General features: G+C 43.3%; 17 protein-coding genes. 11 read left to right on the plus strand and 6 right to left on the minus strand.

Annotation, left to right across the window (positions count from 1 at the left end; all coding sequences use genetic code 11):
- Positions 1-139 precede the first annotated feature (139 nt).
- Complete coding sequence (locus BCU07_RS03730) at positions 140-1,342, plus strand: methyltransferase (protein WP_102393838.1); 1,203 nt, start codon at positions 140-142, stop codon at positions 1,340-1,342.
- 155 nt (positions 1,343-1,497) lie between these two features.
- Here BCU07_RS03730 and ald read toward each other — a convergent pair whose 3' ends face one another.
- Positions 1,498-2,622 carry an alanine dehydrogenase gene (gene ald / locus BCU07_RS03735; RefSeq protein ID WP_017060246.1) on the minus strand — a complete coding sequence of 375 codons (1,125 nt, stop codon included), beginning with the start codon at positions 2,620-2,622 and terminating at the stop codon, positions 1,498-1,500.
- Between the two features lie 156 nt (positions 2,623-2,778).
- On the opposite strand from ald, the gene lrp reads away from it, so the two are divergent.
- From lrp to serS, 5 genes are all read left to right on the plus strand, one after another.
- A complete protein-coding gene (lrp, locus tag BCU07_RS03740) occupies positions 2,779-3,273 on the plus strand; it encodes a leucine-responsive transcriptional regulator Lrp (RefSeq protein ID WP_004734558.1) in 495 nt (164 codons plus the stop codon).
- A gap of 163 nt (positions 3,274-3,436) precedes the next feature.
- Positions 3,437-6,607 carry a DNA translocase FtsK gene (locus tag BCU07_RS03745; protein ID WP_102429159.1) on the plus strand — a complete coding sequence of 1,057 codons (3,171 nt, stop codon included), beginning with the start codon at positions 3,437-3,439 and terminating at the stop codon, positions 6,605-6,607.
- A gap of 75 nt (positions 6,608-6,682) precedes the next feature.
- A complete protein-coding gene (gene lolA, locus BCU07_RS03750) occupies positions 6,683-7,279 on the plus strand; it encodes an outer membrane lipoprotein chaperone LolA (RefSeq protein ID WP_017060248.1) in 597 nt (198 codons plus the stop codon).
- A gap of 64 nt (positions 7,280-7,343) precedes the next feature.
- On the plus strand, positions 7,344-8,699 hold the full coding sequence (locus BCU07_RS03755; protein ID WP_017060249.1) for a replication-associated recombination protein A: 1,356 nt from the start codon (positions 7,344-7,346) through the stop codon (positions 8,697-8,699).
- 142 nt (positions 8,700-8,841) lie between these two features.
- A complete protein-coding gene (serS, locus tag BCU07_RS03760) occupies positions 8,842-10,149 on the plus strand; it encodes a serine--tRNA ligase (RefSeq protein WP_017107656.1) in 1,308 nt (435 codons plus the stop codon).
- A 143-nt stretch (positions 10,150-10,292) separates the two neighbouring features.
- Here the strand turns inward: serS and BCU07_RS03765 are convergent, their stop codons facing one another.
- From BCU07_RS03765 to bioA, 4 genes are all read right to left on the minus strand, one after another.
- On the minus strand, positions 10,293-11,921 hold the full coding sequence (locus BCU07_RS03765; RefSeq protein WP_102429160.1) for a response regulator: 1,629 nt from the start codon (positions 11,919-11,921) through the stop codon (positions 10,293-10,295).
- The gene (locus BCU07_RS03770) at positions 11,921-13,072 is read right to left on the minus strand and encodes an EAL domain-containing protein (RefSeq protein WP_102429161.1); all 1,152 of its coding nucleotides are present in this window, start codon (positions 13,070-13,072) and stop codon (positions 11,921-11,923) included. Before BCU07_RS03770 ends, BCU07_RS03765 begins: the two co-directional genes overlap by 1 nt.
- Positions 13,069-16,560: an ATP-binding protein gene (locus BCU07_RS03775; protein WP_241910074.1), complete on the minus strand. Its 3,492-nt coding sequence runs from the start codon at positions 16,558-16,560 to the stop codon at positions 13,069-13,071. Before BCU07_RS03775 ends, BCU07_RS03770 begins: the two co-directional genes overlap by 4 nt.
- 334 nt (positions 16,561-16,894) lie before the next feature.
- Entirely contained in the window at positions 16,895-18,178 is a 1,284-nt protein-coding gene (bioA, locus tag BCU07_RS03780) for an adenosylmethionine--8-amino-7-oxononanoate transaminase (protein WP_102429162.1), read from the minus strand.
- Between the two features lie 159 nt (positions 18,179-18,337).
- Between bioA and bioB the strand changes: the two genes are divergently transcribed.
- Genes bioB through bioD form a run of 4 tightly spaced genes read left to right on the plus strand, consistent with a single transcriptional unit; the run spans position 18,338 to position 22,072 of the window.
- On the plus strand, positions 18,338-19,390 hold the full coding sequence (bioB, locus tag BCU07_RS03785) for a biotin synthase BioB (protein ID WP_004734551.1): 1,053 nt from the start codon (positions 18,338-18,340) through the stop codon (positions 19,388-19,390).
- Positions 19,377-20,588 (plus strand): 8-amino-7-oxononanoate synthase, encoded by a 1,212-nt coding sequence (gene bioF, locus BCU07_RS03790; RefSeq protein WP_102429163.1) that lies wholly within the window; start codon positions 19,377-19,379, stop codon positions 20,586-20,588. The genes bioB and bioF overlap by 14 nt, the downstream gene beginning before the upstream one ends.
- Positions 20,589-21,392: a malonyl-ACP O-methyltransferase BioC gene (bioC, locus tag BCU07_RS03795; RefSeq protein ID WP_102429164.1), complete on the plus strand. Its 804-nt coding sequence runs from the start codon at positions 20,589-20,591 to the stop codon at positions 21,390-21,392.
- Complete coding sequence (gene bioD / locus BCU07_RS03800; protein ID WP_029223420.1) at positions 21,389-22,072, plus strand: dethiobiotin synthase; 684 nt, start codon at positions 21,389-21,391, stop codon at positions 22,070-22,072. The genes bioC and bioD overlap by 4 nt, the downstream gene beginning before the upstream one ends.
- A 114-nt stretch (positions 22,073-22,186) precedes the next feature.
- Here the strand turns inward: bioD and BCU07_RS03805 are convergent, their stop codons facing one another.
- Positions 22,187-22,354, minus strand: a complete 168-nt coding sequence (locus BCU07_RS03805) for a hypothetical protein (protein ID WP_017060256.1) — start codon at positions 22,352-22,354, stop codon at positions 22,187-22,189.
- A 277-nt stretch (positions 22,355-22,631) separates the two neighbouring features.
- On the opposite strand from BCU07_RS03805, the gene htpX reads away from it, so the two are divergent.
- Positions 22,632-23,495, plus strand: coding sequence for a protease HtpX (gene htpX / locus BCU07_RS03810; RefSeq protein ID WP_029235495.1), 864 nt, complete (start codon positions 22,632-22,634; stop codon positions 23,493-23,495).
- The last annotated feature ends 260 nt before the right edge of the window (positions 23,496-23,755 follow it).

The following is a 23,755-nucleotide window of genomic DNA, read 5'->3' on the forward strand; positions in this document are numbered from 1 at the left end:
CTCATCGTGTAAATTTTGATTCTTATTCGGCCTGTATTTGCAGGCCGTTTTTCTTTTGGGCTTTTAGTTTTCGTTTTCTTTATCGGGTCTTTCCATTTCGACCTCTTACCCCTACAATCCACGCATCATAGGGGGAAGCATGCATTCACGATTTAAAATACTCGATTCATTTTTGCTAGAGCACCAGATTTACTGGCGTTCAGAGCCTTTTCACCTATGCCAAACTCAACAGCAGCCGTGGAAAGAGGTCAATCGTCCACTCGTTGATTGGTTAGAAAGCTTAGATAATGAAAGCATTCAAACCTTAAAAGAGCAGCCTCAGCTTTTGATTGAGGAACTGACTCGTTTCCTACCTGAATTAGAAACTGCTACCCAAAACATCCAGTTCGATAACACTGCTTTGGTTGGTTTAGACCTCCCACGTGGTACTGCTGATGGTATTCCTGGCCGAAAGCTACATCAAATTGTCGCAATGGGCGAGGCTGCATTATGCCATCACCATGGCAAAGAGTGGCTCGAGTGGTGTTCTGGTAAAGGCTTTCTTGGTCGAATCCTATCTCAGCAATCGGATCAAAAAGTCACTAGCTTTGAATGGCAGCAATCGTTATGCGAAAGCGGACAAAAGATTGCGGATGACCAGAAGTTAGCGATGGATTTTGTTCAAGGAGATGCGTTTTCAGACAAGGCCGATGACGTGTTTAATTCGTACCAACATGCCGTGGCCCTTCATGCTTGTGGTGATCTTCATGTTGAGCTAGTTAAAAAGTCAGTGTCACATGGGCTACCAGCGGTCACTATTTCTCCTTGTTGTTATCATCTTATTCGAGACGAAAACTATCAAGCGATGTCTTCTATCGCGAAAAGCTCAGCATTAACGTTAAGTAAGAGCGACTTGAGAATCCCGCTTCAAGAAACCGTTACTGGTGGTGAAAGAGTAAAAAGACATCGTCAACTAGAGATGAGCTATCGTCTAGGCTTCAGCCAGTTGCTTAAGGCTGAACTTAACATTGACGAATACATTCCTGTACCGAGCATCAAAAAATCAGAGTTAGCTGAGGGTTTTGAATCTTTCTGCCGTTGGGCATCTGAAGTGAAAGAGCTATCGCTGGGCTCAGATATTGATTTTGACTCTTATTTGATTCAAGGCGAAGCGCTTTTCTGGGAAATGGAAAAGCTGAGTTTGGTTCAACAAGTCTTTAGACGACCATTAGAGATATGGCTGGCTTTAGATCGCGCTATCTATCTGCAAGAGCAAGGTTATGAAGCTACGATTGAAGAGTTCTGTGAACGCAGTATTACGCCAAGAAATCTATTGATTCATGGGGTTAAAATCGAGCGCTAGTGGTAAACCGTACTGTTACGTGTTTTTACGAACTAAATCCATTAATGCAAAAAAGCCAGCGCGACATAATGTCGTACTGGCTTTTTGTTTAATGTGTATGAGTTAACTGAACGCTTCAACGAGAAGATTATTGCGTTCAGTTAGTCATTACATCATTAGTTAAACATTGCGATTGCTTCTGCTGGGTCTACGTATTCAAGGTCAAAGCTTTCTGCAACTTCTTTACAAGTTACTTTACCGTGAATAACGTTTAGACCTTCTAGGAAGCCTTCATCAGATAGAAGTGCTTCGCGGTAGCCTTTGTTCGCTAGCTTAACAATGTAAGGAAGTGTTGCATTGTTTAGTGCGTAAGTTGAAGTACGAGCAACAGCGCCAGGCATGTTTGCAACACAGTAGTGAACTACGTCATCAACAATGTAAGTTGGGTCTGCGTGAGTGGTTGCGTGAGAAGTCTCGAAACAACCGCCTTGGTCGATTGCAACATCAACAACTGCTGAACCTGGCTTCATCTTAGCGATGTGCTCTTTTGTAACCAATTTTGGAGCTGCTGCGCCAGGAATTAGTACTGCACCAATTACTAGGTCTGCTTCTAGAACATGCTTCTCAATGGCGTCTTCAGTAGAATAAACCACTTTTGCGCGACCTTGGAATTCTTCATCAAGTCGACGCAGTGTATCTACGTTACGGTCAAGAATTGTAACATCAGCGCGAAGGCCTACAGCCATACGTGCTGCGTTAGCACCTACAACACCGCCACCAACAACAACAACTTTTGCTGGTTCAACACCTGGAACGCCACCAAGAAGAAGACCACAACCACCGTTAGATTTCTCTAATGTTTGTGCACCTGCTTGAATAGACATACGACCAGCTACTTCAGACATTGGTGCTAATAGTGGCAAGCGACCCATATTATCTGTTACAGTCTCATAGGCTACGCAGACAGCTTTGCTCTTGATAAGCTCTTCAGTTTGTGGAAAATCTGGTGCAAGGTGTAAATAGGTAAATAATATTTGCCCTTCGCGAAGCATAGCTCGCTCGACAGCTTGAGGTTCTTTAACCTTTACAATCATCTCTGCTTTCGCGAAAACGTCAGCAGCAGTAGGAAGAATGGATGCGCCTACAGCGATGTAATCATCGTCTGAAAAACCGATACCAGTACCGGCATTGGTTTCTACAAAAACTTGGTGGCCGTGTGAGATTAGTTCTCTCACGCTAGCTGGGGTCATACCAACGCGGTATTCGTGGTTCTTGATTTCCTTAGGTACGCCAATGATCATCCTGACTCCTCATTTTATTTTGGTTGTTTTATCTATGTGTAGGGTAATTCTGTCGAATTAATATCTAGTATAGATAGGTTTAGATAAAATTTGATACTGAATATTAAAAAGTTGTAGTATATTTTTTTGCAAGGAAGTAATAAGGTGGAATAAAAAATGGCAGACAATTATAAGAAGCCGTCCAAGGAACTAGATCGTATTGACCGCAACATTCTTAATGAGTTGCAAAAAGATGGTCGTATCTCAAACGTTGAACTCTCAAAACGAGTAGGACTTTCTCCAACTCCATGTCTTGAACGTGTTCGTCGTTTAGAACGTCAAGGTTACATTACTGGGTACACAGCGTTGCTGAACCCACAGTACCTTGATGCTTCACTTTTAGTGTTTGTTGAAATTACGTTGAACCGTGGTGCGCCAGATGTGTTCGAACAATTCAACACCGCTGTGCAGAAACTGGATGACATCCAAGAGTGTCATTTAGTGTCGGGTGATTTTGACTATCTTCTAAAAACACGTGTATCTGATATGGGTGCTTACCGTAAGCTACTGGGTGATACGTTACTTCGTCTACCGGGCGTAAACGACACTCGAACTTACGTAGTAATGGAAGAAGTGAAACAAACCAATCAACTTGTGATTAAAACTCGTTAGTCACAATTGGTGAAATGAAAGAAAGCGGACATTTGTTCCGCTTTCTTGCTTTCTGGAATTGGGTTTTTCTGTTTGATATGGTTAAATCAACAGTAGTTTCATTGAAACGAGCGGCTTTGGCCGCTCGAGATGTTTTTATCCCGTTTAATTATTAAGTTGGTTTATGTTCAAGCAGAGCAGTAATAAAGTAGAAACAATCATTAAAACGAGTGAAGAGCCTCAGTCTCCTCGTTTGAGTGGTTCTCAACGTCTCAAAGAGTGCAGTCTGATTCTCGGTGTTCTCTTCTCTATTCTACTTGCCGTTGCGTTATTAACTTTTAGTCCTGCAGACCCATCATGGTCGCAAACGGCGTGGGGTGGTGACATTCAAAATGCGGGTGGCTACCTAGGTGCTTGGTTGGCGGATACGCTTTTCTTCGTATTTGGCTCTTTGGCTTACCCTCTGCCTATCTTAGTGACGGTTGCTGCGTGGGTTTTATTCCGCAAACGTAATGAAGACGAGCAGATCGACTTCATGCTGTGGGGCACTCGCTTACTTGGCCTGACTATCCTAATTCTTACGAGTTGTGGTTTAGCGGATATCAACTTTGACGACATCTGGTACTTTTCATCCGGTGGCGTGGTAGGTGACGTTTTAACAAGCCTTGCACTTCCAACGTTGAATGTTCTTGGTAGTACGCTGGTTCTTCTTTTCTTATGGGGTGCTGGTTTCACTCTATTAACCGGTATCTCTTGGCTAAGCATTGTGGAATGGTTGGGTGAATGTGCCATCAAATTTTTCACGTCTACTGTTAATAAGGCTCGTGGCCAAGACCAAGAGCTGCTTGAGCCTCAATTAAGAGAATCAGCAGACCGCGATTTAATCGAAGAACGTCATCAGCAGCATCAAGCGCCAACTTACCGCGATGTTCCTGCTATAGAAGGCAACAAAGAATCAACAGAGCATGATCCGCTAGATCCTGCGATGAGTTTTTCTGCGACCAATGAGTCGGCAGACGTGGCGACAAATGCGCGAGACAATGCTGCATCGCCGAAGCGTCATTACAATATTCATATGCCTGTCGATGCTCCTGCGAAACAAGAAGCTCCTGTTCATGAAGAACCTCAGGTTCAGCCTCAAGCGGTAATTGAGTCAGAGCAAACGATCCCTGCAGCAGCTGTTTACCAAGCGCCAGAAGAACCGCTAGAAGAAGGTATTGAGCGCTCTAAACAGTTGAATGCAACGATAGAGCAGCTAGAAAATGCGGCCATGTATGAAGATGACCTAGCAGAACAAGATCAGGTTGACGCGCATGATTCTCAGGTTGCTTACCAACAATACATGCAGAACGAACAACCAGAAGTTGGCCCTGCTCATGCTGACCTTAGAAGTGCTGAACCAGAATTAGATAGCTCACCACAAGTAAATGGCGAATTTGGTTCTGAAGATGTTCAACCTGAATCTTTATACGCTTCACCTATGGGCGAGCCAGAAGCAACCGTGGAAGACGATTTCTCTGCACAACCTTCACCGTTTGATGTTACGGAAGAGCAAAGCTACCAACAGGGCTCAGAGCTTGAATCAGAACAGGCTGAAGCTGAATTAGCTGACGCAGCATTAATCGAAGAACAGTTTGAACCTTTCCCTTATCAAGAAGAACATTCAGAACTTGAACAGCCAACAGCACAAAACCTAGAGCCAACTGTTGATCTTCCTTGGGAAGAAGTAACGGAAGAAGAACCTGCGCATCAAGATCAAGATGTCGCCGCATTCCAAAGCATTGTCTCTGAAGCACAAGCGAATATGGCAGCGGCGCAGAACCCGTTCTTGGTTCAACAAGATGTTAATTTACCTAAGCCTGCTGAGCCATTACCCACGCTTGAATTGTTATTCCACCCTGAAAAGCGTGAAACCTTGATTGATCGTGATGCGCTAGAGGCAATTGCTCGTCTTGTTGAATCTAAGCTAGCGGACTACAAGATCAAAGCAGACGTTGTCGACATTTTCCCAGGTCCAGTAATCACTCGATTCGAACTTGATCTGGCTCCAGGTGTGAAAGTAAGCCGTATTTCTGGCCTTTCTATGGACTTAGCGCGTTCGCTCTCTGCATTGGCAGTACGTGTCGTAGAAGTGATTCCGGGTAAACCTTATGTTGGCTTAGAACTGCCGAATATGAGTCGCCAAACGGTATTCTTCTCAGACGTGGTTGCTAGCCCTCAGTTCCAAGAAGCGAAATCGCCAACGACAGTGGTTCTAGGACAAGACATCGCTGGTGAAGCCGTTATTGCTGATCTATCGAAAATGCCTCACGTTCTGGTTGCAGGTACAACCGGTTCTGGTAAGTCGGTAGGTGTGAACGTAATGATTCTGAGTATGCTTTACAAAGCATCACCGGAAGATGTTCGCTTCATCATGATCGACCCGAAAATGCTTGAGCTATCGGTTTATGAGGGTATTCCTCATCTATTGTCTGAAGTGGTAACCGACATGAAAGATGCGTCGAACGCCCTTCGTTGGTGTGTTGGCGAGATGGAACGACGTTATAAGCTGATGTCAGCATTAGGCGTTCGTAACATTAAAGGTTACAACGATAAGCTTAAGATGGCAGCGGAAGCGGGTCACCCAATTCACGATCCACTGTGGAAGCCGGGCGACAGCATGGACCCAGAAGCGCCATTGCTTGAGAAACTGCCTTACATTGTGGTTATCGTTGATGAATTTGCCGACCTAATCATGGTGGTTGGTAAGAAGGTTGAAGAACTGATTGCACGTTTGGCACAAAAAGCACGTGCGGCGGGTGTTCACTTGATCCTAGCGACGCAACGTCCATCAGTGGATGTTATTACTGGTCTTATTAAAGCGAACATTCCAACCCGTGTGGCCTTTACGGTATCAACTAAAACGGATTCACGAACTATCCTTGACCAAGGTGGTGCGGAATCACTATTGGGCATGGGTGATATGCTTTACTTGCCTCCTGGTTCTAGCCATACAACTCGTGTTCACGGTGCCTTTGCATCTGATGACGATGTACACGCAGTCGTGAATAATTGGAAAGCGCGTGGTAAGCCAAACTATATTGATGAAATCACCAACGGCGAACAAACTCCAGAAACCTTGCTTCCGGGTGAGAAGATGGAAGGTGATGAAGAGGTCGATCCTCTGTTTGATCAGGTGGTAGAACACGTTGTTCATTCACGTCGTGGCTCAGTTTCAGGTGTACAGCGTCGATTCAAGATTGGCTACAACCGTGCTGCACGTATTGTCGAGCAACTTGAAGCTCAAGGTATCGTAAGTGCTCCAGGTCATAACGGTAACCGAGAAGTCTTAGCACCAGCGCCACCAAAAGATTAGTTCCGGTAGGAACTCATAACTATTCAGTCGGTCAAATCGAAAATATGACCGACTTATGTTCTAACAGGATTATTGATGAAAAAAGTATTCGCACTTTTATTTATGAGCTTCTCAGTGTTTGCTTCTCCGAAAGAAGAGTTGAGTAGCCGCTTGGCATTAAACGCAGGCTTCAGCGCTGACTTTAAACAAGTCGTGACCAGCCCTGATGGTGATGTTGTTATGGAAGGTGAGGGCACGGTAGAGATTGCACGCCCAAGCCTGTTCCGCTGGGAGACCACGTTCCCTGATGAAAACTTGTTGGTATCTGATGGCCAAAGCTTGTGGTACTACAGCCCGTTCATTGAGCAAGTGAGCATTTATTGGCAAGAGCAAGCGACATCACAGACACCTTTTGTCCTGCTTACACGTAACCAAGAAAGTGATTGGGATAATTATAATGTGGCGCAAACGGGTAACCAATTCACGCTAACGCCAACTGCTGTCGATTCTAATCAGGGTGACTTCCAGATTAATATCACCGAAAAGGGCATTGTTCAGGGCTTTAATGTGATTGAACAAGACGGTCAAAAAGGTGAGTTTACCTTTAGCAATGTTGATTTGGGTAAACCTGCAGCAGACCGCTTTACTTTTGTGGCACCGGAAGGTGTCGAGGTCGACGACCAAAGAAACTGATCTAAACAAGCAGATCGTTTGGTAGTACGTCGATAGGCATTAATGCCATCAACGAATCAAGAGATTGCAATTGAGTAATTACAGCTTAGATTTTGCGGGGGACGAAGATTTTCGTCCCCTTGCTGCTCGTATGAGACCGGAAACTGTCGAACAGTACATCGGTCAGCAGCATATATTAGGCCCAGGTAAACCACTTCGCAGAGCGTTGGAAGCGGGCCATATCCACTCGATGATTTTGTGGGGGCCTCCGGGCACCGGTAAAACGACGTTAGCCGAAGTTGCAGCAAACTATGCGAATGCTGAAGTGGAACGCGTATCGGCGGTAACCTCGGGCGTAAAAGACATTCGTATTGCAATTGAAAAAGCGCGCGAGAACAAGCAAGCAGGGCGCAGAACCATCCTGTTTGTGGACGAAGTCCATCGCTTTAACAAAAGTCAGCAAGATGCTTTTCTGCCTCATATCGAAGATGGCACCGTGACCTTTATTGGTGCGACGACAGAAAACCCATCTTTTGAACTGAACAACGCTTTGTTGTCACGTGCGCGTGTCTACAAACTGACGTCCCTGAACACAGATGATATTTCTCTTGTCATTCGCCAAGCGATTGAAGATAAGCAACGTGGGTTAGGTGATGTGCCTGTTGATTTTGCTGATAATGTTTTAGATCGCCTTGCAGAACTGGTTAACGGCGACGCGCGTATGTCGCTTAACTACCTTGAACTGCTGTATGACATGGCAGAAGACAACGATAAAGGCGAGAAAGCGATAACCTTGCAGTTGTTGGCTGAAGTGGCTGGTGAGAAAGTCGCTCGTTTCGATAACAAGGGTGATATTTGGTACGACCTAATCTCCGCGGTTCATAAGTCAATTCGTGGCTCAAACCCTGATGCGGCCTTGTACTGGTCAGCACGAATGATTGCTGCGGGTTGTGATCCTTTGTATATCGTTAGACGCTTGCTGGCGATTGCTTCTGAAGATATCGGTAACGCTGATCCTCGCGCCATGCAGGTAGCGATGTCGGCTTGGGATTGCTTCACGCGCATTGGCCCTGCTGAAGGGGAGCGTGCGATTGCGCAGGCGGTTGTTTATCTCGCATGTGCACCAAAGAGTAACGCCGTTTACACCGCGTGGAAGCAAGCGTTAACAGATGCTCACAATCTTCCTGAATATGAAGTGCCGCATCATTTGCGAAATGCACCGACAACTTTGATGAAGGACATGGGCTACGGGCAAGAATACCGTTATGCTCATGACGAACCAGGAGCCTACGCCGCTGGTGAAAAGTATCTGCCTCCTGAAATGGGAGAGAAGCAATACTATTTCCCAACAAAACGAGGCTTAGAGACCAAAATTGGCGAGAAGCTAGATTATCTGGCGGATTTGGACGCAAAAAGCCCACAAAAACGCTATGAAAAGTAGTCTTTTTTGGATATCGTTACCTAGTCATAAAATTTCAATTAAATCGTTATAAATTGGTCGAAATAACACCAGTTTTAGGGGTTTAGCAGTGATTCAGTAGCAAGCTACTGAATATTCAAATAACTAAAGCATAGGATTAGCAATGCTGGATTCTAAATTACTTCGAGCTGAGCTGGATGAAACAGCGGCAAAATTAGCACGTCGAGGCTTCACCCTTGATGTAGAGACAATTCGTGAACTTGAAGAAAAACGTAAGTCCCTTCAGATGAAAACTGAAGAGCTACAAGCGTTACGTAACTCTCGATCGAAGTCCATTGGTCAAGCGAAAGCAAAAGGCGACCATGAAGAAGCTGAGCGTATCCTTGCAGAAGTAGGCAACTTAGGCGCAGAACTAGACCAAGCTAAAGTAGCATTGGCTGATCTTCAATCTGAGCTAGAAACGATCACAATGTCTATTCCTAACCTACCTGATGCAGAAGTGCCAGATGGTAAAGATGAAGACGATAACGTAGAAGTTTCTCGTTGGGGTCAACCTAAGACTTACGACTTTGAAGTGAAAGATCACGTCGATCTTGGCGAAATGTCTGGCGGTCTTGATTTTGCTAGCGCAGTTAAAATCTCGGGTTCTCGTTTCATCGTGATGAAAGGCAAATTTGCACGTCTACACCGTGCTATTGCTCAGTTCATGCTGGACCTTCACACTGATGAGCACGGCTACACAGAAATGTACGTACCGTATCTAGTGAACCACGATAGCCTTTACGGTACTGGTCAACTTCCTAAGTTCGGCGAAGACTTGTTCCACACAAGCCCGCTAACTGAGCAAGTAAGTGACGTACCTCTTAAGACTTTATCGCTTATCCCTACTGCGGAAGTACCGGTAACGAACATGGTTCGTGACACGATCACTGATGAAGCTGAACTGCCACTTAAGATGACAGCTCACACGCCGTGTTTCCGTTCTGAAGCGGGTTCTTACGGTCGTGACACTCGTGGTCTTATCCGTATGCACCAATTCGATAAAGTTGAATTAGTACAAATCACTAAGCCAGAAGACTCAATGGCAGCGCTTGAAGAGCTAACTGGCCACGCTGAGAAAGTACTTCAACTTCTAGAGCTTCCTTACCGTAAAGTGATTCTATGTACAGGTGACATGGGCTTCGGTTCTGCGAAAACTTACGACTTAGAAGTATGGGTTCCAGCACAAGAGACTTACCGTGAGATTTCTTCTTGTTCAAACATGTGGGATTTCCAAGCGCGTCGTATGCAAGCTCGTTTCCGTCGTAAAGGCGAGAAAAAACCTGAACTTGTACACACACTAAACGGTTCTGGTCTTGCTGTTGGTCGTACTATGGTTGCTATCCTTGAGAACAACCAAGAAGCAGATGGCCGTATTGCTATCCCAACAGTACTTCAACCATACATGGGCGGCGTAACGCACATCGGTTAATGTCAATTTAGGTTAATCGAATTTAGATTAATCTAACTCATTAGAATAGTTAAAAGGCTTTGCTGTAATGGCAAAGCCTTTTTTTTACCTGAAGTCTTAGAACCTAAAGTGTAGAAAGAAAACTTAGGAAGTCTACGATACATCTATAATCGATTAGTTTCTACATTGCGACACATCGATATGGCTTTACTGTAGAAACGTAGATAATCCATGTCATATAATTCTTGTGCGGTGTAAAGCTGTAAGATGACTTCGTCACACTCTTTAATAATCGTGTTCACTTGTTTTGACCCTATTGAACTTGGCCAAGCAAGAGTAAGTAGCTTGATAATATTCATGCACACCTTTTTTATGACTGGCGCGCGCTCCTGTATATTCAAGTATATTGTCAATAAAGCTTTATAGTTGGATTGTGCCTTTTCTATTGTAATATTCTGCTCTTTCAGCCATCGTATTTTTCGATGATTTTGACTGTTTAGTTCATTTAACATTGTCATTTGACTTGATATGATCGCCGAACTTTCTGTTTTAATGATTAAAATCTTACTTCGCTGGACCGCTATTTTGAATTCGCACTCACAACTCATTTTGTCGAGTAACCACGCATGATGATAAATGGTCGAAAATTCTCTGAATTGGTTACCGTTGTGTAGATCAGTTAAGAGATTAATCGATTTTTTGTACTCTTTTTTTTCAAACGAAATATGTGCAGCGATAAGTGCAAGGTCGCAGTGGATCTCAGGGATTTGCTCTTCCCAGACTTTACTCAGAATGAAGTTAACTTGTTCGAGTTTCTGTTGCTTATTAATATCATCGGAAGCTGAATATAAAAGAAACCTAACGTGATTGAGCTTCATTAGCACATTGTCGCGAAACGTATCCTTATTGAAATGAATGTAATTTTGGTAGTGCTTAAGTGCGGTTTCAGAATCGTTAACGGATAAACATAGGTTGGCAATTGCTAGTTCACGATCTGAGTTTCCAGGCGTTAACTTACTAGCTAGTTTGAAGTGTGCTATCGCAGCTGGTATTCGATTACTGAGCAAACTCACATGAGCTGCTTCATCACGATACAACGTATTGCTTGGTGCGTTTTTGATCAATGTTGATATGATTTGATTGGCTTCGGTCTGTTGTCCTAAGTTAGCTAGGCTGTTCGCTAAGCCTGCTTGTGCCCAGTCGAAATTCCCTTCTGCCATAGCACTCTCATACACTATTTTTGCTTCATCAAACAGCTCAAGTTTAGAAAGGAAATGGCCTCTGAATTGTTCGATTGTAGAGAAGTACTCTGGGTGAAAATGCGATAGAGCTTCACAATGCTCAAGGCCTTCTCGATAGAGATGCGCTCGATCAGCATTATAGATTTCTTCTAGTGTTTTCTTCTTACGAATCGATGCTGTAATACGTAATTTTAAGGTCTCACGATTAAAAGGTTTTAGTAAGTAGTTATCTGGGCGCAATTCAATAATTGGTCTAATAAAAAAAGCTGAGTTTTCCCCAGTAACTAGTATAAAAACACCATCATCTTTTAACATTCGTGTTTGTTTTAATTCTTCAAATAATTGCTTACCATTCATGCCCTCGCCAAAATTGTAATCACAAATGATGACATCAAATGATGTTTCATTGACTAGCGATATCGCGACTTTTGGTGAGGTGGAAAGAAAGATGTTTTTTTCATGAAATCCAATATAAATCAACATATTGCGTATGGTGGAGAGGACTATTGGTGCATCGTCAACAATAAGGACTTGCAGTTGATTTAACCTCATTATTTCAAATCATTCTGAGAGATTAATTCGGAAAAACTTGCTGGCTTCGATGTGAAGTAGCCTTGGTATCTTGTCATACCAATTGAAGATAGATAATCAAAATCCTGTTGTTTCTCAACACCTTCGATAATACAAGACAGCCCTAAATTTTCGGCCAGATTAATGCAGGCTTTGGTTAGCACTTGATGCTTTTTGTTGGAACTAACATTATGTACGAAGCTTCGATCCACCTTTAACTCGGTAAAAGGTAAGTTCGAGAGTTGTGATAATGAGGCGTAACCTGTCCCGAAATCATCAACAGAAAGACCAATACCGGACATGCTCAATTTTGCGATATTCTTATAACAATTGGTATCAAGCAAAAAAGTTTCGTGTTCAGTTATCTCTAATGTGAGCAATGAAGGGGATACATTGTATTCATTGCATAAGTTTATTATCTTGTCTGCGACATCGATCCTAAGCGTTGATTGCTCGATGTTGATGGAAAAAGCTAATGGCTCGCGCAGCTTTGAGATATCTTTTAGCCCTTGTTCCAGAACGTTGTAAAACAGCTTATCCAATAAATTAAGGCGTCGAACAGATTCCATGAAGTGGAGTGGAGTGAGTAAACCCAATTCAGGGTGCATGAGGCGCGCAAGTAGCTCTACACCAACGGCTTGAGTTTTGTTTACGTCGTGCTGACTTTGATATGCGTTAACGAACCAATTCTTTTCGAATGCTAACTGAACTTGTTTATCGTTTAACACAACAGGTAAGCTCTGAATCGCATTCACTGTATTGGATAAAGAGTGAGAAGATAATAAGCGTTGGATATGTGAGTCTTTAACTGGCTTACGAATAACCTCAACGTGTTGATAGCCAATTAATACACACATGTTTTGGGTCGACTCTAATGCTGAGCTAGCCATGGCACTTAATATAACGACTCGTTTAATCGATCTCATCGCTTGTGGTGATGCTAGCAAAGATACGCCATCAATTTGTGGCATTTGCAAGTCACAGAAAGCGAGGTCAAAGTTATGATTCTGACATATTTTGATCGCTTCTTCGCCATTCGAAGCGGTATAAACGTTGCTAATTTCGTATCTCTTAAGCAAAATTTTTATCGATGTTGCTTGGAGCAATGAGTCTTCGACGATCAATACTTTCACTGGAGGTTTAGCCTTTTTAATATGATAGACGCCGATTCAATCGACTTATTTAGCTCATCGGTGAGCTGTTTTAATTTTTGAGCGTTGTTCGGGTCCTTTTCACAGTCTTTTGCTGCTCGGTAAAGTGTCGTTAAACCAAGTAACCCCGCGGATCCTTTGATTCGATGGGAGACTTCTTTTATATTCTCTTTTTCGTCTTGTAACATTGATTTATCAGCAGTGAACGATTCGAAGATCACGCTTGCCATCTGTAATTGTTCGTCTTCAGAGTAATTGCTTGCCCATGGCTGGTCAGGGTGTTGTTTGATGCAAGTTGCTGGGAGCAACTGCTCTAGGGCGACTGCCAACTCATTAAACGAATAAGGTTTATAAATCACTTGGTTCATCCCAACACGTTCAGCTTTTTCTACTACCAGTTTGGAATCTTCCGCGGTACAACCAATCACAGGGTAATGAGATAATTCGGGCGATGATTTGATTATTTCAGTTAATTCGTACCCATCCATATTTGGCATGTGACAATCGGTGATGACTAAGTCAATTACTTGATCACTCTGCTTCAAAATATCCAATGCCTCTTGCCCATCTTTGACTATGATGGCGTTAAGTCCGAACTGCTTTAATTGTTTAGTAAACAATAACCGATTGATTGGGTCGTCATCGGCTATTAATACGTTGCCTTCGAATTGATATCTATTTCCAGTATCGTAAGTCAACGGATCTCTGGATGTGGTTAAGGCTGACAATAAATGATCTGGGTATAGATTTTGCCATTGGTTAGATCGAACGAGATTAAAGGTATTTTGGTCTTTTGAGCTCTGATGAGGTACTCCCCAAGCTTTGAGCCACCTTAGTATTTCTCGATCTTCGGTGCTGATTTCCTGAGGTGTATTTAGTATTGAAGATTTTGCTTCCACGGGGATAGTGACGGAGATCTTTGTTCCTAACCCTTGTTTACTCTCAATCTTTAACTCACCATTCATCATGTTGACCAAACGCTGAACAACGGTAATACCTAGCCCAGTACCTCCATAACGACGGCTAATACTATGGTCACCTTGAGCAAACGGTTGGAATGCACGAGTAATTTGCTGCTCAGACATACCACAACCAGTATCTGTTATAGACAGGCTTAACTGGTGCTCAGTTACATCGACGTTAATGAGAACAAAGCCGCTTTCTGTAAACTTAATCGCGTTGTTAAGTAGGTTGTTGAGTATCTGTGTTACTCTCAGCCAATCTAAGCTAGCTGTATTGATTGAGCCTGTTTTCCAATCCACTTTAAAGTTGAGGTTGTTTAATCTTGCGTGTGTTTCAAATGTCCTAAAAATAGGGCACAGTTCTTGATAAATATTGCTGTTTCTAGATTCTAAATGAAGCTGATTTGCCTCCATCTTTGAAATGTCGAGAATATCACTGACGAGCAATTTCAATCGTTCTGCAGATATCTGGGCATTCGATAACAGTTCCATATTGTCTTTGCATTCAATTTTGGTACTTAGTAACTCCATTAATCCGATCATTGCGGCAATTGGTGTGCGTAGTTCATGACTGACAATCGCTAGGAATAAATCACGAGCTTTGATAGCTTCTTGGGCTTTTGTGTTCGAAATTTCTAGTTCGCGTTGTTGAGCTTCCCATCTCGTTAAATCATCTAACACAGTGACTGTGTAATAGCTCTCGTCTGAGCTATTCATTACACGTTGTCGAATTACTCTGAAGTGTTTTTCGTGTCCACTACAGTGACACTTTATTGTTTTCCAGATACCAAGAGCTAATGTGTTTTGAGCTTGGCTTTCGGCCTGTTTAAGCCAGCAAGATTTTTGATCGTTACCTGCCGTTAAACATAAATCTCTTTGTTTGTTAAATGCGCTATTGGATAAGACTAGCTTATTTGTTTGATCATGAATCGATATCAAGGTTGGTAAGCTATCCAGTAATGTCGTTAGCCATTGGATTTGTTTGTAACTTCGTTGTTCTGATTGTTTTGCTTTGTTTAGTGAAATGGAAAGACGCCTAGTTTTGACTAATCCATAAGTCACTAGAACGAAAATAAAGCTAGAAACGGCTAACGTATAAAGAACAATACGTTCTTCGCTATAGCCGTATTGTGCTGTTATATTGTGGTGCTTGAGAGTTAGAAGATCGATTTCGTTTTGTGTTGTTAAAGAAATCGCTGAGTTGATGACGCTTTGAAGAAACGTTGAGTCCTGATGTAATATCACACCTATATTTTTGAACAATGAAGCTGCATTATCTCGAGCTTCAATGTGAAATATGTCGGAATACCCGTTGTAAACGTATAGATTCGCTATACTTTGTGGAATGTAAGCGTGGGTGATCTTTCCATTACTCATGTCTTTAGCAAGAGTTTTTATATCTTGGTACATGACGGCGTCACTGAAATCTAATTTTAATGACTCTTTCTGTATAAAGTACCCGGTTCTATCAAGAATCGCTGTTCGTTTAGTGTCTACATTTTTGTTCGTTGCAATATAGGCCCAATGAAGCTTCATAAAAGGTTCACTAAAAATAAATTCGTTATTATTTGGGTTTTCTACATCGAAACCGGGTAAAAAGTCGATTTCTTTAGTACGCAGCATTTCAATGACATCTTTTCCTTTAGGCTGCACGTATTCGAAGCTTACTCCAAGCTTTCTCGAAATGAGAGTGATCGCGTCGTGAATGAAACCGACCGTTTGTTGTGTTGTAGGATCGAAATATGAATAGGGGTAGATGTTTTCACTGACCGTATACCTAATCGAACGATGTCCATATTGGCTTTCTATAACTTGATTTATGATGTCATCATAAAAGTGGTAGAAATAGTTCGATGATATTTGAGTGATATCTTTGATTTGGTGTTTCAGCAATGCATCAATGATTGTTTTTAGTTGAGTTGATTCCTTGCTCATTAATACTTGAATGGGGAATGGAGCTAGATTTTTTGAAAATGAAATTGTGCCTTGCCATTCTCCTGGTGTCACAACGGAATAGTAACTCTGGACTGACGTTAAATCGATGACTGTTGCATCAGCAGTGCCTACAGCGAGGGTTGTAAAGAGCTCTGATGCGCTATTTACCATCAATATTTTCGTGATTCCCAAATCTTTAATTATCTGACAAAACAGTGAATTTCGAATACAAGCCCACATGAGTTCATGCTTGGATTTGGTTTGAGCTGCTTCGTCTTTAAACCAAAAAACGTTAGGCACGTTATAGAGCGTATTGGAAAAAATAAATTGCTCTGATCGCTGACGTGTTTCAGCATAACCTAGAGTTAAGTCGACTTCTCCTTTCGCTACAGCATCAAGCAGAGCACGTGACGAGAAATATTCTTTTATTTCAATATTGACATTAAGCTTCTCTTCAAGCGTCCGAACGACTTCGGCCGAATTGCCTTTATTTCTATTGACGAACACATCCTCCCACGCCCGGTTAAATAGGTGAGTAGGCTTAGCAATGACAATCGTTTTTTTTGCCTGCAAGTAATCTGTCTGATTAGAATTAAGCACCATTTCCGAAGCAACACACGGAAAAGACAGTGAGAATAAAACAAAAAAACAAGAGAGATAGGTTTTCATAAGATTAGAGAATTAAAAAAGTCTCGTTATTTTATGACGGCTATTTATCCAACAGCTAATACTCTTTTGCTAATTATTTTTGTGGTGAAGATTAATTTTATTTTTGGGTGTTATCGAGATGAAACAACGGTTAGAGACGTTTTTATGGCTATCTGATTTTTCGCGTGAAGGATAAGCCGCCGTTGGTATTTATGGGCGGCTTATAGGCTTTTGGTATTTCTAAATGACGTTTGTTAAATCAACTTGGCTTGAAGCAAGCAGGTTGTCGGAGTGCTTTATCGATCGATGAAACAAGCTGTTCGATATGTTCCGGTTGGCTAATGAAGGGAGGCATCATATAAATTAACTTACCAAAAGGACGGATCCAAACACCTTGCTCTACAAAGTGCGCTTGAATGGTTTCCATATCGACAGGTGTATGTGTTTCAACAACGCCAATAGCGCCTAACCAACGCACGTCTTTAACCAGTTCATGTTCTCGCAACGGTGGTAACAACTCAGAAAAGAGCTGTTCAATCTGTTGAGTCTGATTTTTCCAATGGCCTTGCTCGATGATGGATAAACTTGCTGCACCCACAGCACAAGCTAAAGGGTTGCCCATAAAGGTTGGCCCGTGCATAAAACACCCCGCTTCACCGCCACATACGGTGTCTGCGACTTCTTTGCTCGCAAGCGTCGCTGACAGCGTCATATAGCCGCCAGTTAACGCCTTTCCAACGCATAAGATATCTGGTTGAACATCGGCATGCTCACAGGCGAACAGTTTGCCTGTTCGGCCAAATCCGGTCGCAATCTCATCCAAGATAAGTAATACGTTGAATTCATCACACAGCAAGCGAACTTGTTTTAGGAACTCAAGGTGGTAGATGCGCATGCCGCCAGCGCCTTGAACGATAGGCTCTAAGATTACGGCGGCAACCTCTTCATGATGGGCTGTGAGTTTCTCTCGAAAGCTATTGATGTCACTTGAATTCCACTCATCCCAAAAGCCGGTTTTTGGCGAATCAGCGAAAATGTGCTCAGGCAAAAAGCCTTTGTAGAGGCTGTGCATCGAGTTATCTGGATCGGTCACCGACATTGCCGCGAAGGTATCGCCGTGGTAACCATCTCTTAGCGTTAGGAACTTTGAACGAGGTTGCCCTTTAGCATGCCAGTACTGCAGTGCCATCTTAAGGCTAACTTCCACGGCCACTGAACCTGAATCGGCCAAGAATACGTGCTCTAGATTACTTGGCGCAAGTTTTAACAACTTCTTACATAAATCGATAGCGGGCTGGTGGGTGATACCGCCAAACATAACGTGTGAAACCTTATCGATTTGGCTGTGAGCCGCAGCATTGAGCTCTGGATGATTGTAGCCGTGGATGGTTGACCACCAAGATGACATACCATCAATAATTCGTTTTCCGCCTTCTAATTCTAGGTAAACACCGTCTGCATTGGTGACTGGATAGCAGGTCAGAGGTGTTAACGTTGATGTGTAGGGATGCCAGATATGCTGGCGATCAAAGGCGAGATCCATAGTAACTTCCATTCTTGGTGTGATTAAAAAATAACCAGATGTAAACTTTTGATATTATCAATGTGTTGACAGTCTAAAGCTTGTCGGTAGACTAGCCAAGCATAAATGCAATCTCTATTGATAGAGATGAAACATCAAATAATAAAAAAGGATCGACACGTGGAAGTTCGTCATGACTGGACAGTCGCTGAAGTAACAGCACTGCTTGAAAAACCGTTTATGGATTTAATGTTTGAAGCTCAAGTCGTTCATAGACGGTACCAAGAGCATAACCACGTGCAAGTGAGTACGCTTCTATCGATAAAGACGGGTGCTTGTCCTGAAGATTGTAAGTACTGCCCTCAAAGTGCTCACTACCGAACGGATGTCGACAAAGAACGCTTAATGGAAGTCGAGCGTGTTTTGGATGCTGCGCTAAAAGCTAAGAATGCGGGCTCAACTCGCTTTTGTATGGGCGCTGCATGGAAAAACCCGAAAGAGCGCGATATGCCTCACCTTACCGACATGATCAAAGGTGTGAAAGGCATGGGTTTGGAAACCTGTATGACACTGGGCATGTTAACGCCCGATCAAGCGGGTGAGTTAGCGGATGCGGGTTTGGATTACTACAACCATAACCTTGATACGTCTCCTGAGTTTTACGGCAGCATCATTACTACTCGTACTTACCAAGATCGTTTAGATACCTTATCTCACGTGCGTGATGCCGGTATGAAGATCTGCTCTGGTGGTATTATTGGTATGGGTGAAAGCACCAATGACCGTGCCGGCTTACTTGTTGAACTTGCTAACCTTCCTGTACACCCTGAAAGTGTGCCAATCAACATGCTCGTAAAAGTGAAAGGCACACCGATGGAAAACGTCGACGATGTTGAGTCTTTCGATTTTATCAAACTGATTGCCATTGCTCGTATCATGATGCCAATGTCTGCGGTTCGTCTATCAGCGGGTCGTGAGAATATGAATGAACAGATGCAAGCGATGTGTTTCATGGCTGGCGCGAACTCTATCTTCTACGGTTGTAAGTTACTGACTACACCAAACCCAGATGAAGACACGGATATGCAGCTGTTTAAGAAGTTAGGTATCAACAGCCAACAAGTGGCTCAGAAGCCTGATGAAATTCAAGAAAACGAACTGTTAGATCAAGTGGTGGAGCGCGTTGCTGCTCGTCCAACGAAAGATGACATGTTCTACGATGCCACTGTTTAAACTTCGTATCAAAAGTGCTCTTGCTCATCGCCGTGAGCAAGGGTTAACTCGTCAACTTAAGGTGTTAGAAAACAGTAATGGTCCTTTGCTTACTAGCAAAGGTTCTAGCTTCATTAATTTTTCGAGTAATGATTACTTAGGCTTGGCAAACGATCCTGAGTTGGTGAATGCGTGGCAAACTGGACTTTCTCAGTATGGTGCCGGCAGTGCGGCATCGCCATTGGTCACAGGTTTTAGTCCTGCTCATCGAAATTTAGAGGCTCAGTTGTGTGAATGGCTCGGCTTTGAACGTGCCATTCTCTTTAGTTCTGGTTTCAGTGCTAATCAAGCCTTGTTGTTTTCTCTGCTCGAAAAAGACGACTCTCTGTTGCAAGACAAACTTAACCACGCCTCCCTGATGGAAGCGGGGATACTTTCACCTGCAACCATGAAACGCTTTAAGCACAACGACACGCAACATTTAGAGTCGCTCTTGAGTCGCACTCCACAATCCTTGGTCGTGACTGAGGGTGTGTTCAGCATGGACGGCGATCAAGCGCCTCTGAGCCAGATATTTAACCTGACTAATCGATACGACAGTTGGTTGGCGGTTGATGATGCCCACGGTATTGGCGTATTAGGTGATAAAGGGGCTGGGAGCTGCAGTGCGGCACAAATCTCACCTGATATCTTGGTGGTGACCTTTGGTAAAGCATTTGGCCTTTCTGGTGCTGCGATTCTTTGTTCGTCAGAGGTGGGTGACTACTTAACTCAGTTTGCTCGTCATCATGTGTATTCGACAGCGATGCCCCCTTCACAAGCGGTGGCTTTGTCTCATGCTTGTCAGATGATTCAGACGCAAGAGTGGCGTCGTGAGAAGTTGACAGAACTTGGCGCCCTTTATGCTGAGCAGATGAGTGGCGTGAAAGGCTTTGTTGATACTCAGACCCCAATCAAGCCGTTCGTTATTGGCGAAGCTCAAGCTGCATTATCTATTGCCGAAGAATTAAAGCGTAACCAAGTTTGGGTAACAGCGATAAGGTCACCAACCGTTCCGACAGGGACTGCTCGTTTACGAATTACCTTAACGGCCAACCACAGTCAGGAACAGATTCTTCAGCTAACTGACTCGTTGCTTCAAGCAATAGAGCGAAGCAACGACTCTGGAAGCCAACCAAGCATAGAACCAAGCTTTGAATTAAAGAAAGAGGCTCAGTAAATGTCACAAGAAGCAGTAGTGCATAATTACGTAGGCCAAGATAAGAGTGCGATTGCCGAAGCCTTCGGTAAAGCAGCGACAACCTATGACAAGCACGCTGAGTTCCAGCGCGATGTCGGCTACCGATTACTGGATAAATTACCCAGCGATCTGTCAGGCTTTAAGGTGCTGGATCTAGGTTGTGGTACTGGCTATTTCTCCGAGCAACTTGTAAAACGAGGCGCCGAAGTGGTTTGCGCTGATCTTTCTGTTGGAATGCTAGCAACAGCAGAGAAGCGGTGTGGTGCATCTGTATCTTTATATCAACAAGCCGATGCCGAACAATTGCCGTTTGAAGATGGGTGCTTTGACATCGTTTTCTCTAGCCTTGCGTTGCAATGGTGTGACGATTTGTCGTCGCCTTTGAGAGAGATGAAGCGTGTTACAGCGGCTGGTGGGCGTGTTATTTTCTCAACTTTGCTTGATGGGTCGCTGTTTGAACTGAAAAAGTCGTGGTCCAAAATTGACGCACATCAACACGTTAACCATTTTATTACAATCAATAAGGTAAAAATTGCGTTAGCGCAATCTAGCTGTACTGCTCATCAACTAGACTTGCCCACCATCACCGTTTGGTACGACACTGCGTTTGAACTGATGCGCGACCTTAAAGGTATCGGCGCTAATCACGTAAGTGGTCGCTCACAAGGTTTAACAAGTCGCCGCATGTTGCAGCTTGTTGAACGGGAATATCGAGAGTTTAAAAACCATCAAGGTTTCTTACCAGCAACATATCAAGTTTGTTTAGGGGTTATTCAATTATGATTGATGCATTATTCATTGCAGGTACGGATACCGAAGTGGGAAAAACTGTGGTTTCAAAAGCGATTCTTCAAGCTTTGGCCGCACAGGATTTATCAACAATTGGTTATAAACCAGTTGCTGCAGGGTGTGAACAATACCCTGAAGGGTTACGTAACAGTGATGCATTGCACCTTCAAGAAGCTGCGACGCAAGATGTTGCTTACGAAGACGTTAACCCGTATGCATTGTTGCTACCATCATCGCCTCACATCGCGGCAAAGCATGACGGTGTCGTGGTTGATGAAGCGGTATTATCAGCGAAGCTAGAAGAGCATAAGCAAAACTCTGACATCGTTTTAGTTGAAGGTGCTGGTGGTTGGCGTGTACCCGTTTCAGATGACGAATACTTATCTAGTTGGGTTAAGAAAGAGCAGCTTCCAGTTGTCCTAACTGTTGGTATTAAGCTTGGTTGTTTGAGCCACGCACTGCTAACTGCTGAAGCGATTCGTGCTGACGGACTAAACTTAGTTGGTTGGGTAGCAAACCGTATTAATCCAGGCACTGAACATTACGCTGATATTATTGCGATGCTTGAAGATAAGCTAGGTGCACCAAAGTTAGGTGAGATCCCTTACGTACCAAAAGCGAAGTCTAAGAATATTGGCAAGTACATTAATGTACAGCCATTGCTTGAGCTTTAATTACCACGTTATGTACTAAATAAGAAAAGGGCTGCGATTGCAGCCCTTTTGCTATTTTAAGCCTTTAGACCTTGAGTTGATAAACAACCGGTCTTTTAATAAACAAGCTTAGAACTAATGTTCTTTAGTCAGTCCCATTAAAGCTTGCTGAGTTTCTGTGATTTTTGTCTGTGCCGTTTGCGGTGTTAGGATTCCAACCTGCTTTTTCGCTTCTTCTTCAGTAATCCCTAGGTGACAGCACAGTAAATCGATAGCCATTTGAGTGTTAGTACCTTCAACCATGATCCTTTCCTTTTTGTACATGGACTAGCCAATAAATCATCTGAAGTCACTGTAAACGGATTGTTATATCGACACCATACGACTTAGGTCTAATAGAGTGGATTTAATTCGGATATGGTCTCGTAATCAAATGTTGCAATTTAATGCTTAACCTTGTTTTCTTAATCTAAGACTATATGTATAAGTAAGTATAAGTCTTCAAGGTTGGAATCTATTGCTGTCTGCCTTGTCTATAACAATAAGTTTTATAAAAACAGCTTTCATGCGGAGATAAGTAATGAAGCGAGTAATGTTGTTCCTTGCAACTAACCTAGCGGTTGTATTGGTACTAAGTGTTGTTCTTAATGTTGTATACGCAGTTACAGGTATGCAACCCGGTAGCCTCTCAGGTTTATTGGTGATGGCTGCGGTATTTGGTTTTGGCGGCTCATTCATTTCATTAATGATGTCGAAGAAAATGGCGCTACGCTCGGTAGGCGGCATGGTCATTGAAAGCCCACGTAACGAAACAGAACATTGGTTGATGGAGACGGTAAGCCGTCAATCTCAACAAGTTGGTATTGGTATGCCAACAGTGGCGATCTACGACTCGCCAGACATCAACGCATTCGCGACAGGTGCTAAGCGTGACGATTCATTGGTAGCAGTATCAACAGGCCTGCTGCACAACATGACGCGTGATGAAGCTGAAGCAGTATTAGCGCATGAAGTGAGCCACATCGCGAACGGTGATATGGTGACCATGACGTTAATGCAAGGTGTAGTGAACACGTTCGTTATCTTCCTATCTCGTTTCATCGCCAACATTGTTGCGTCGAATGACAACGAAGAAGAGGGTGGCAGCAACATGATGGTGTACTTCGGTGTGTCTATGGTGTTGGAATTGGTATTTGGTTTCTTAGCAAGCTTCATTACGATGTGGTACAGCCGTCATCGTGAATTCCATGCCGATGCAGGTGCAGCGAACCTAGTAGGTAAAGAGAAGATGATTGCAGCGCTAGAGCGCCTAAAGGTGAGCCATGAGCCACAACTAGAAGGTTCTATGATGGCATTTGGTATCAACGGTAAGAAGTCTCTAACAGAGCTTCTAATGAGCCACCCGCCGCTAGACAAGCGTATTGCTTCTCTACGTAACATGTAATCGCTACGTATTCTTCAGTCGCTAATCGACAAGATACATTTGAAAGGCTTCCTTCGGGAGGTCTTTTTTGATCTTGGCATCTAAGACAGTAAGTATTCGAGGAATAGGTGTCTGGCGATAGAGGGTTACTGGTGATGAAGCATTACGATATTGATTGGTTGATATCGCACGGATTGAGATGAGTAGGGTAATGATACTGGGTTGCTTTGTATTATTTTGCTGACGTCTCTTGTGCTCAATACACTTTGTTCCGCTCAACA

The organism is Vibrio sp. 10N.261.54.E10 (genome assembly GCF_002877735.2).
Classification (GTDB): domain Bacteria; phylum Pseudomonadota; class Gammaproteobacteria; order Enterobacterales; family Vibrionaceae; genus Vibrio; species Vibrio crassostreae_C.

What these genes read in the sequence shown, in the direction of transcription:
- bioA (WP_102429162.1), bottom strand. Translation starts at nt 18,178, where the DNA reads ATGGATCTCGCCTTTGATCGCCAGCATATCTGGCATCCCTACACATCA.
- bioD (WP_029223420.1), top strand. Translation starts at nt 21,389, where the DNA reads ATGATTGATGCATTATTCATTGCAGGTACGGATACCGAAGTGGGAAAA.
- BCU07_RS03745 (WP_102429159.1), top strand. Translation starts at nt 3,437, where the DNA reads ATGTTCAAGCAGAGCAGTAATAAAGTAGAAACAATCATTAAAACGAGT.
- lolA (WP_017060248.1), top strand. Translation starts at nt 6,683, where the DNA reads ATGAAAAAAGTATTCGCACTTTTATTTATGAGCTTCTCAGTGTTTGCT.
- BCU07_RS03730 (WP_102393838.1), top strand. Translation starts at nt 140, where the DNA reads ATGCATTCACGATTTAAAATACTCGATTCATTTTTGCTAGAGCACCAG.
- ald (WP_017060246.1), bottom strand. Translation starts at nt 2,622, where the DNA reads ATGATCATTGGCGTACCTAAGGAAATCAAGAACCACGAATACCGCGTT.
- BCU07_RS03765 (WP_102429160.1), bottom strand. Translation starts at nt 11,921, where the DNA reads ATGAGGTTAAATCAACTGCAAGTCCTTATTGTTGACGATGCACCAATA.
- htpX (WP_029235495.1), top strand. Translation starts at nt 22,632, where the DNA reads ATGAAGCGAGTAATGTTGTTCCTTGCAACTAACCTAGCGGTTGTATTG.
- BCU07_RS03805 (WP_017060256.1), bottom strand. Translation starts at nt 22,354, where the DNA reads ATGGTTGAAGGTACTAACACTCAAATGGCTATCGATTTACTGTGCTGT.
- bioC (WP_102429164.1), top strand. Translation starts at nt 20,589, where the DNA reads ATGTCACAAGAAGCAGTAGTGCATAATTACGTAGGCCAAGATAAGAGT.
- serS (WP_017107656.1), top strand. Translation starts at nt 8,842, where the DNA reads ATGCTGGATTCTAAATTACTTCGAGCTGAGCTGGATGAAACAGCGGCA.
- lrp (WP_004734558.1), top strand. Translation starts at nt 2,779, where the DNA reads ATGGCAGACAATTATAAGAAGCCGTCCAAGGAACTAGATCGTATTGAC.
- bioF (WP_102429163.1), top strand. Translation starts at nt 19,377, where the DNA reads ATGCCACTGTTTAAACTTCGTATCAAAAGTGCTCTTGCTCATCGCCGT.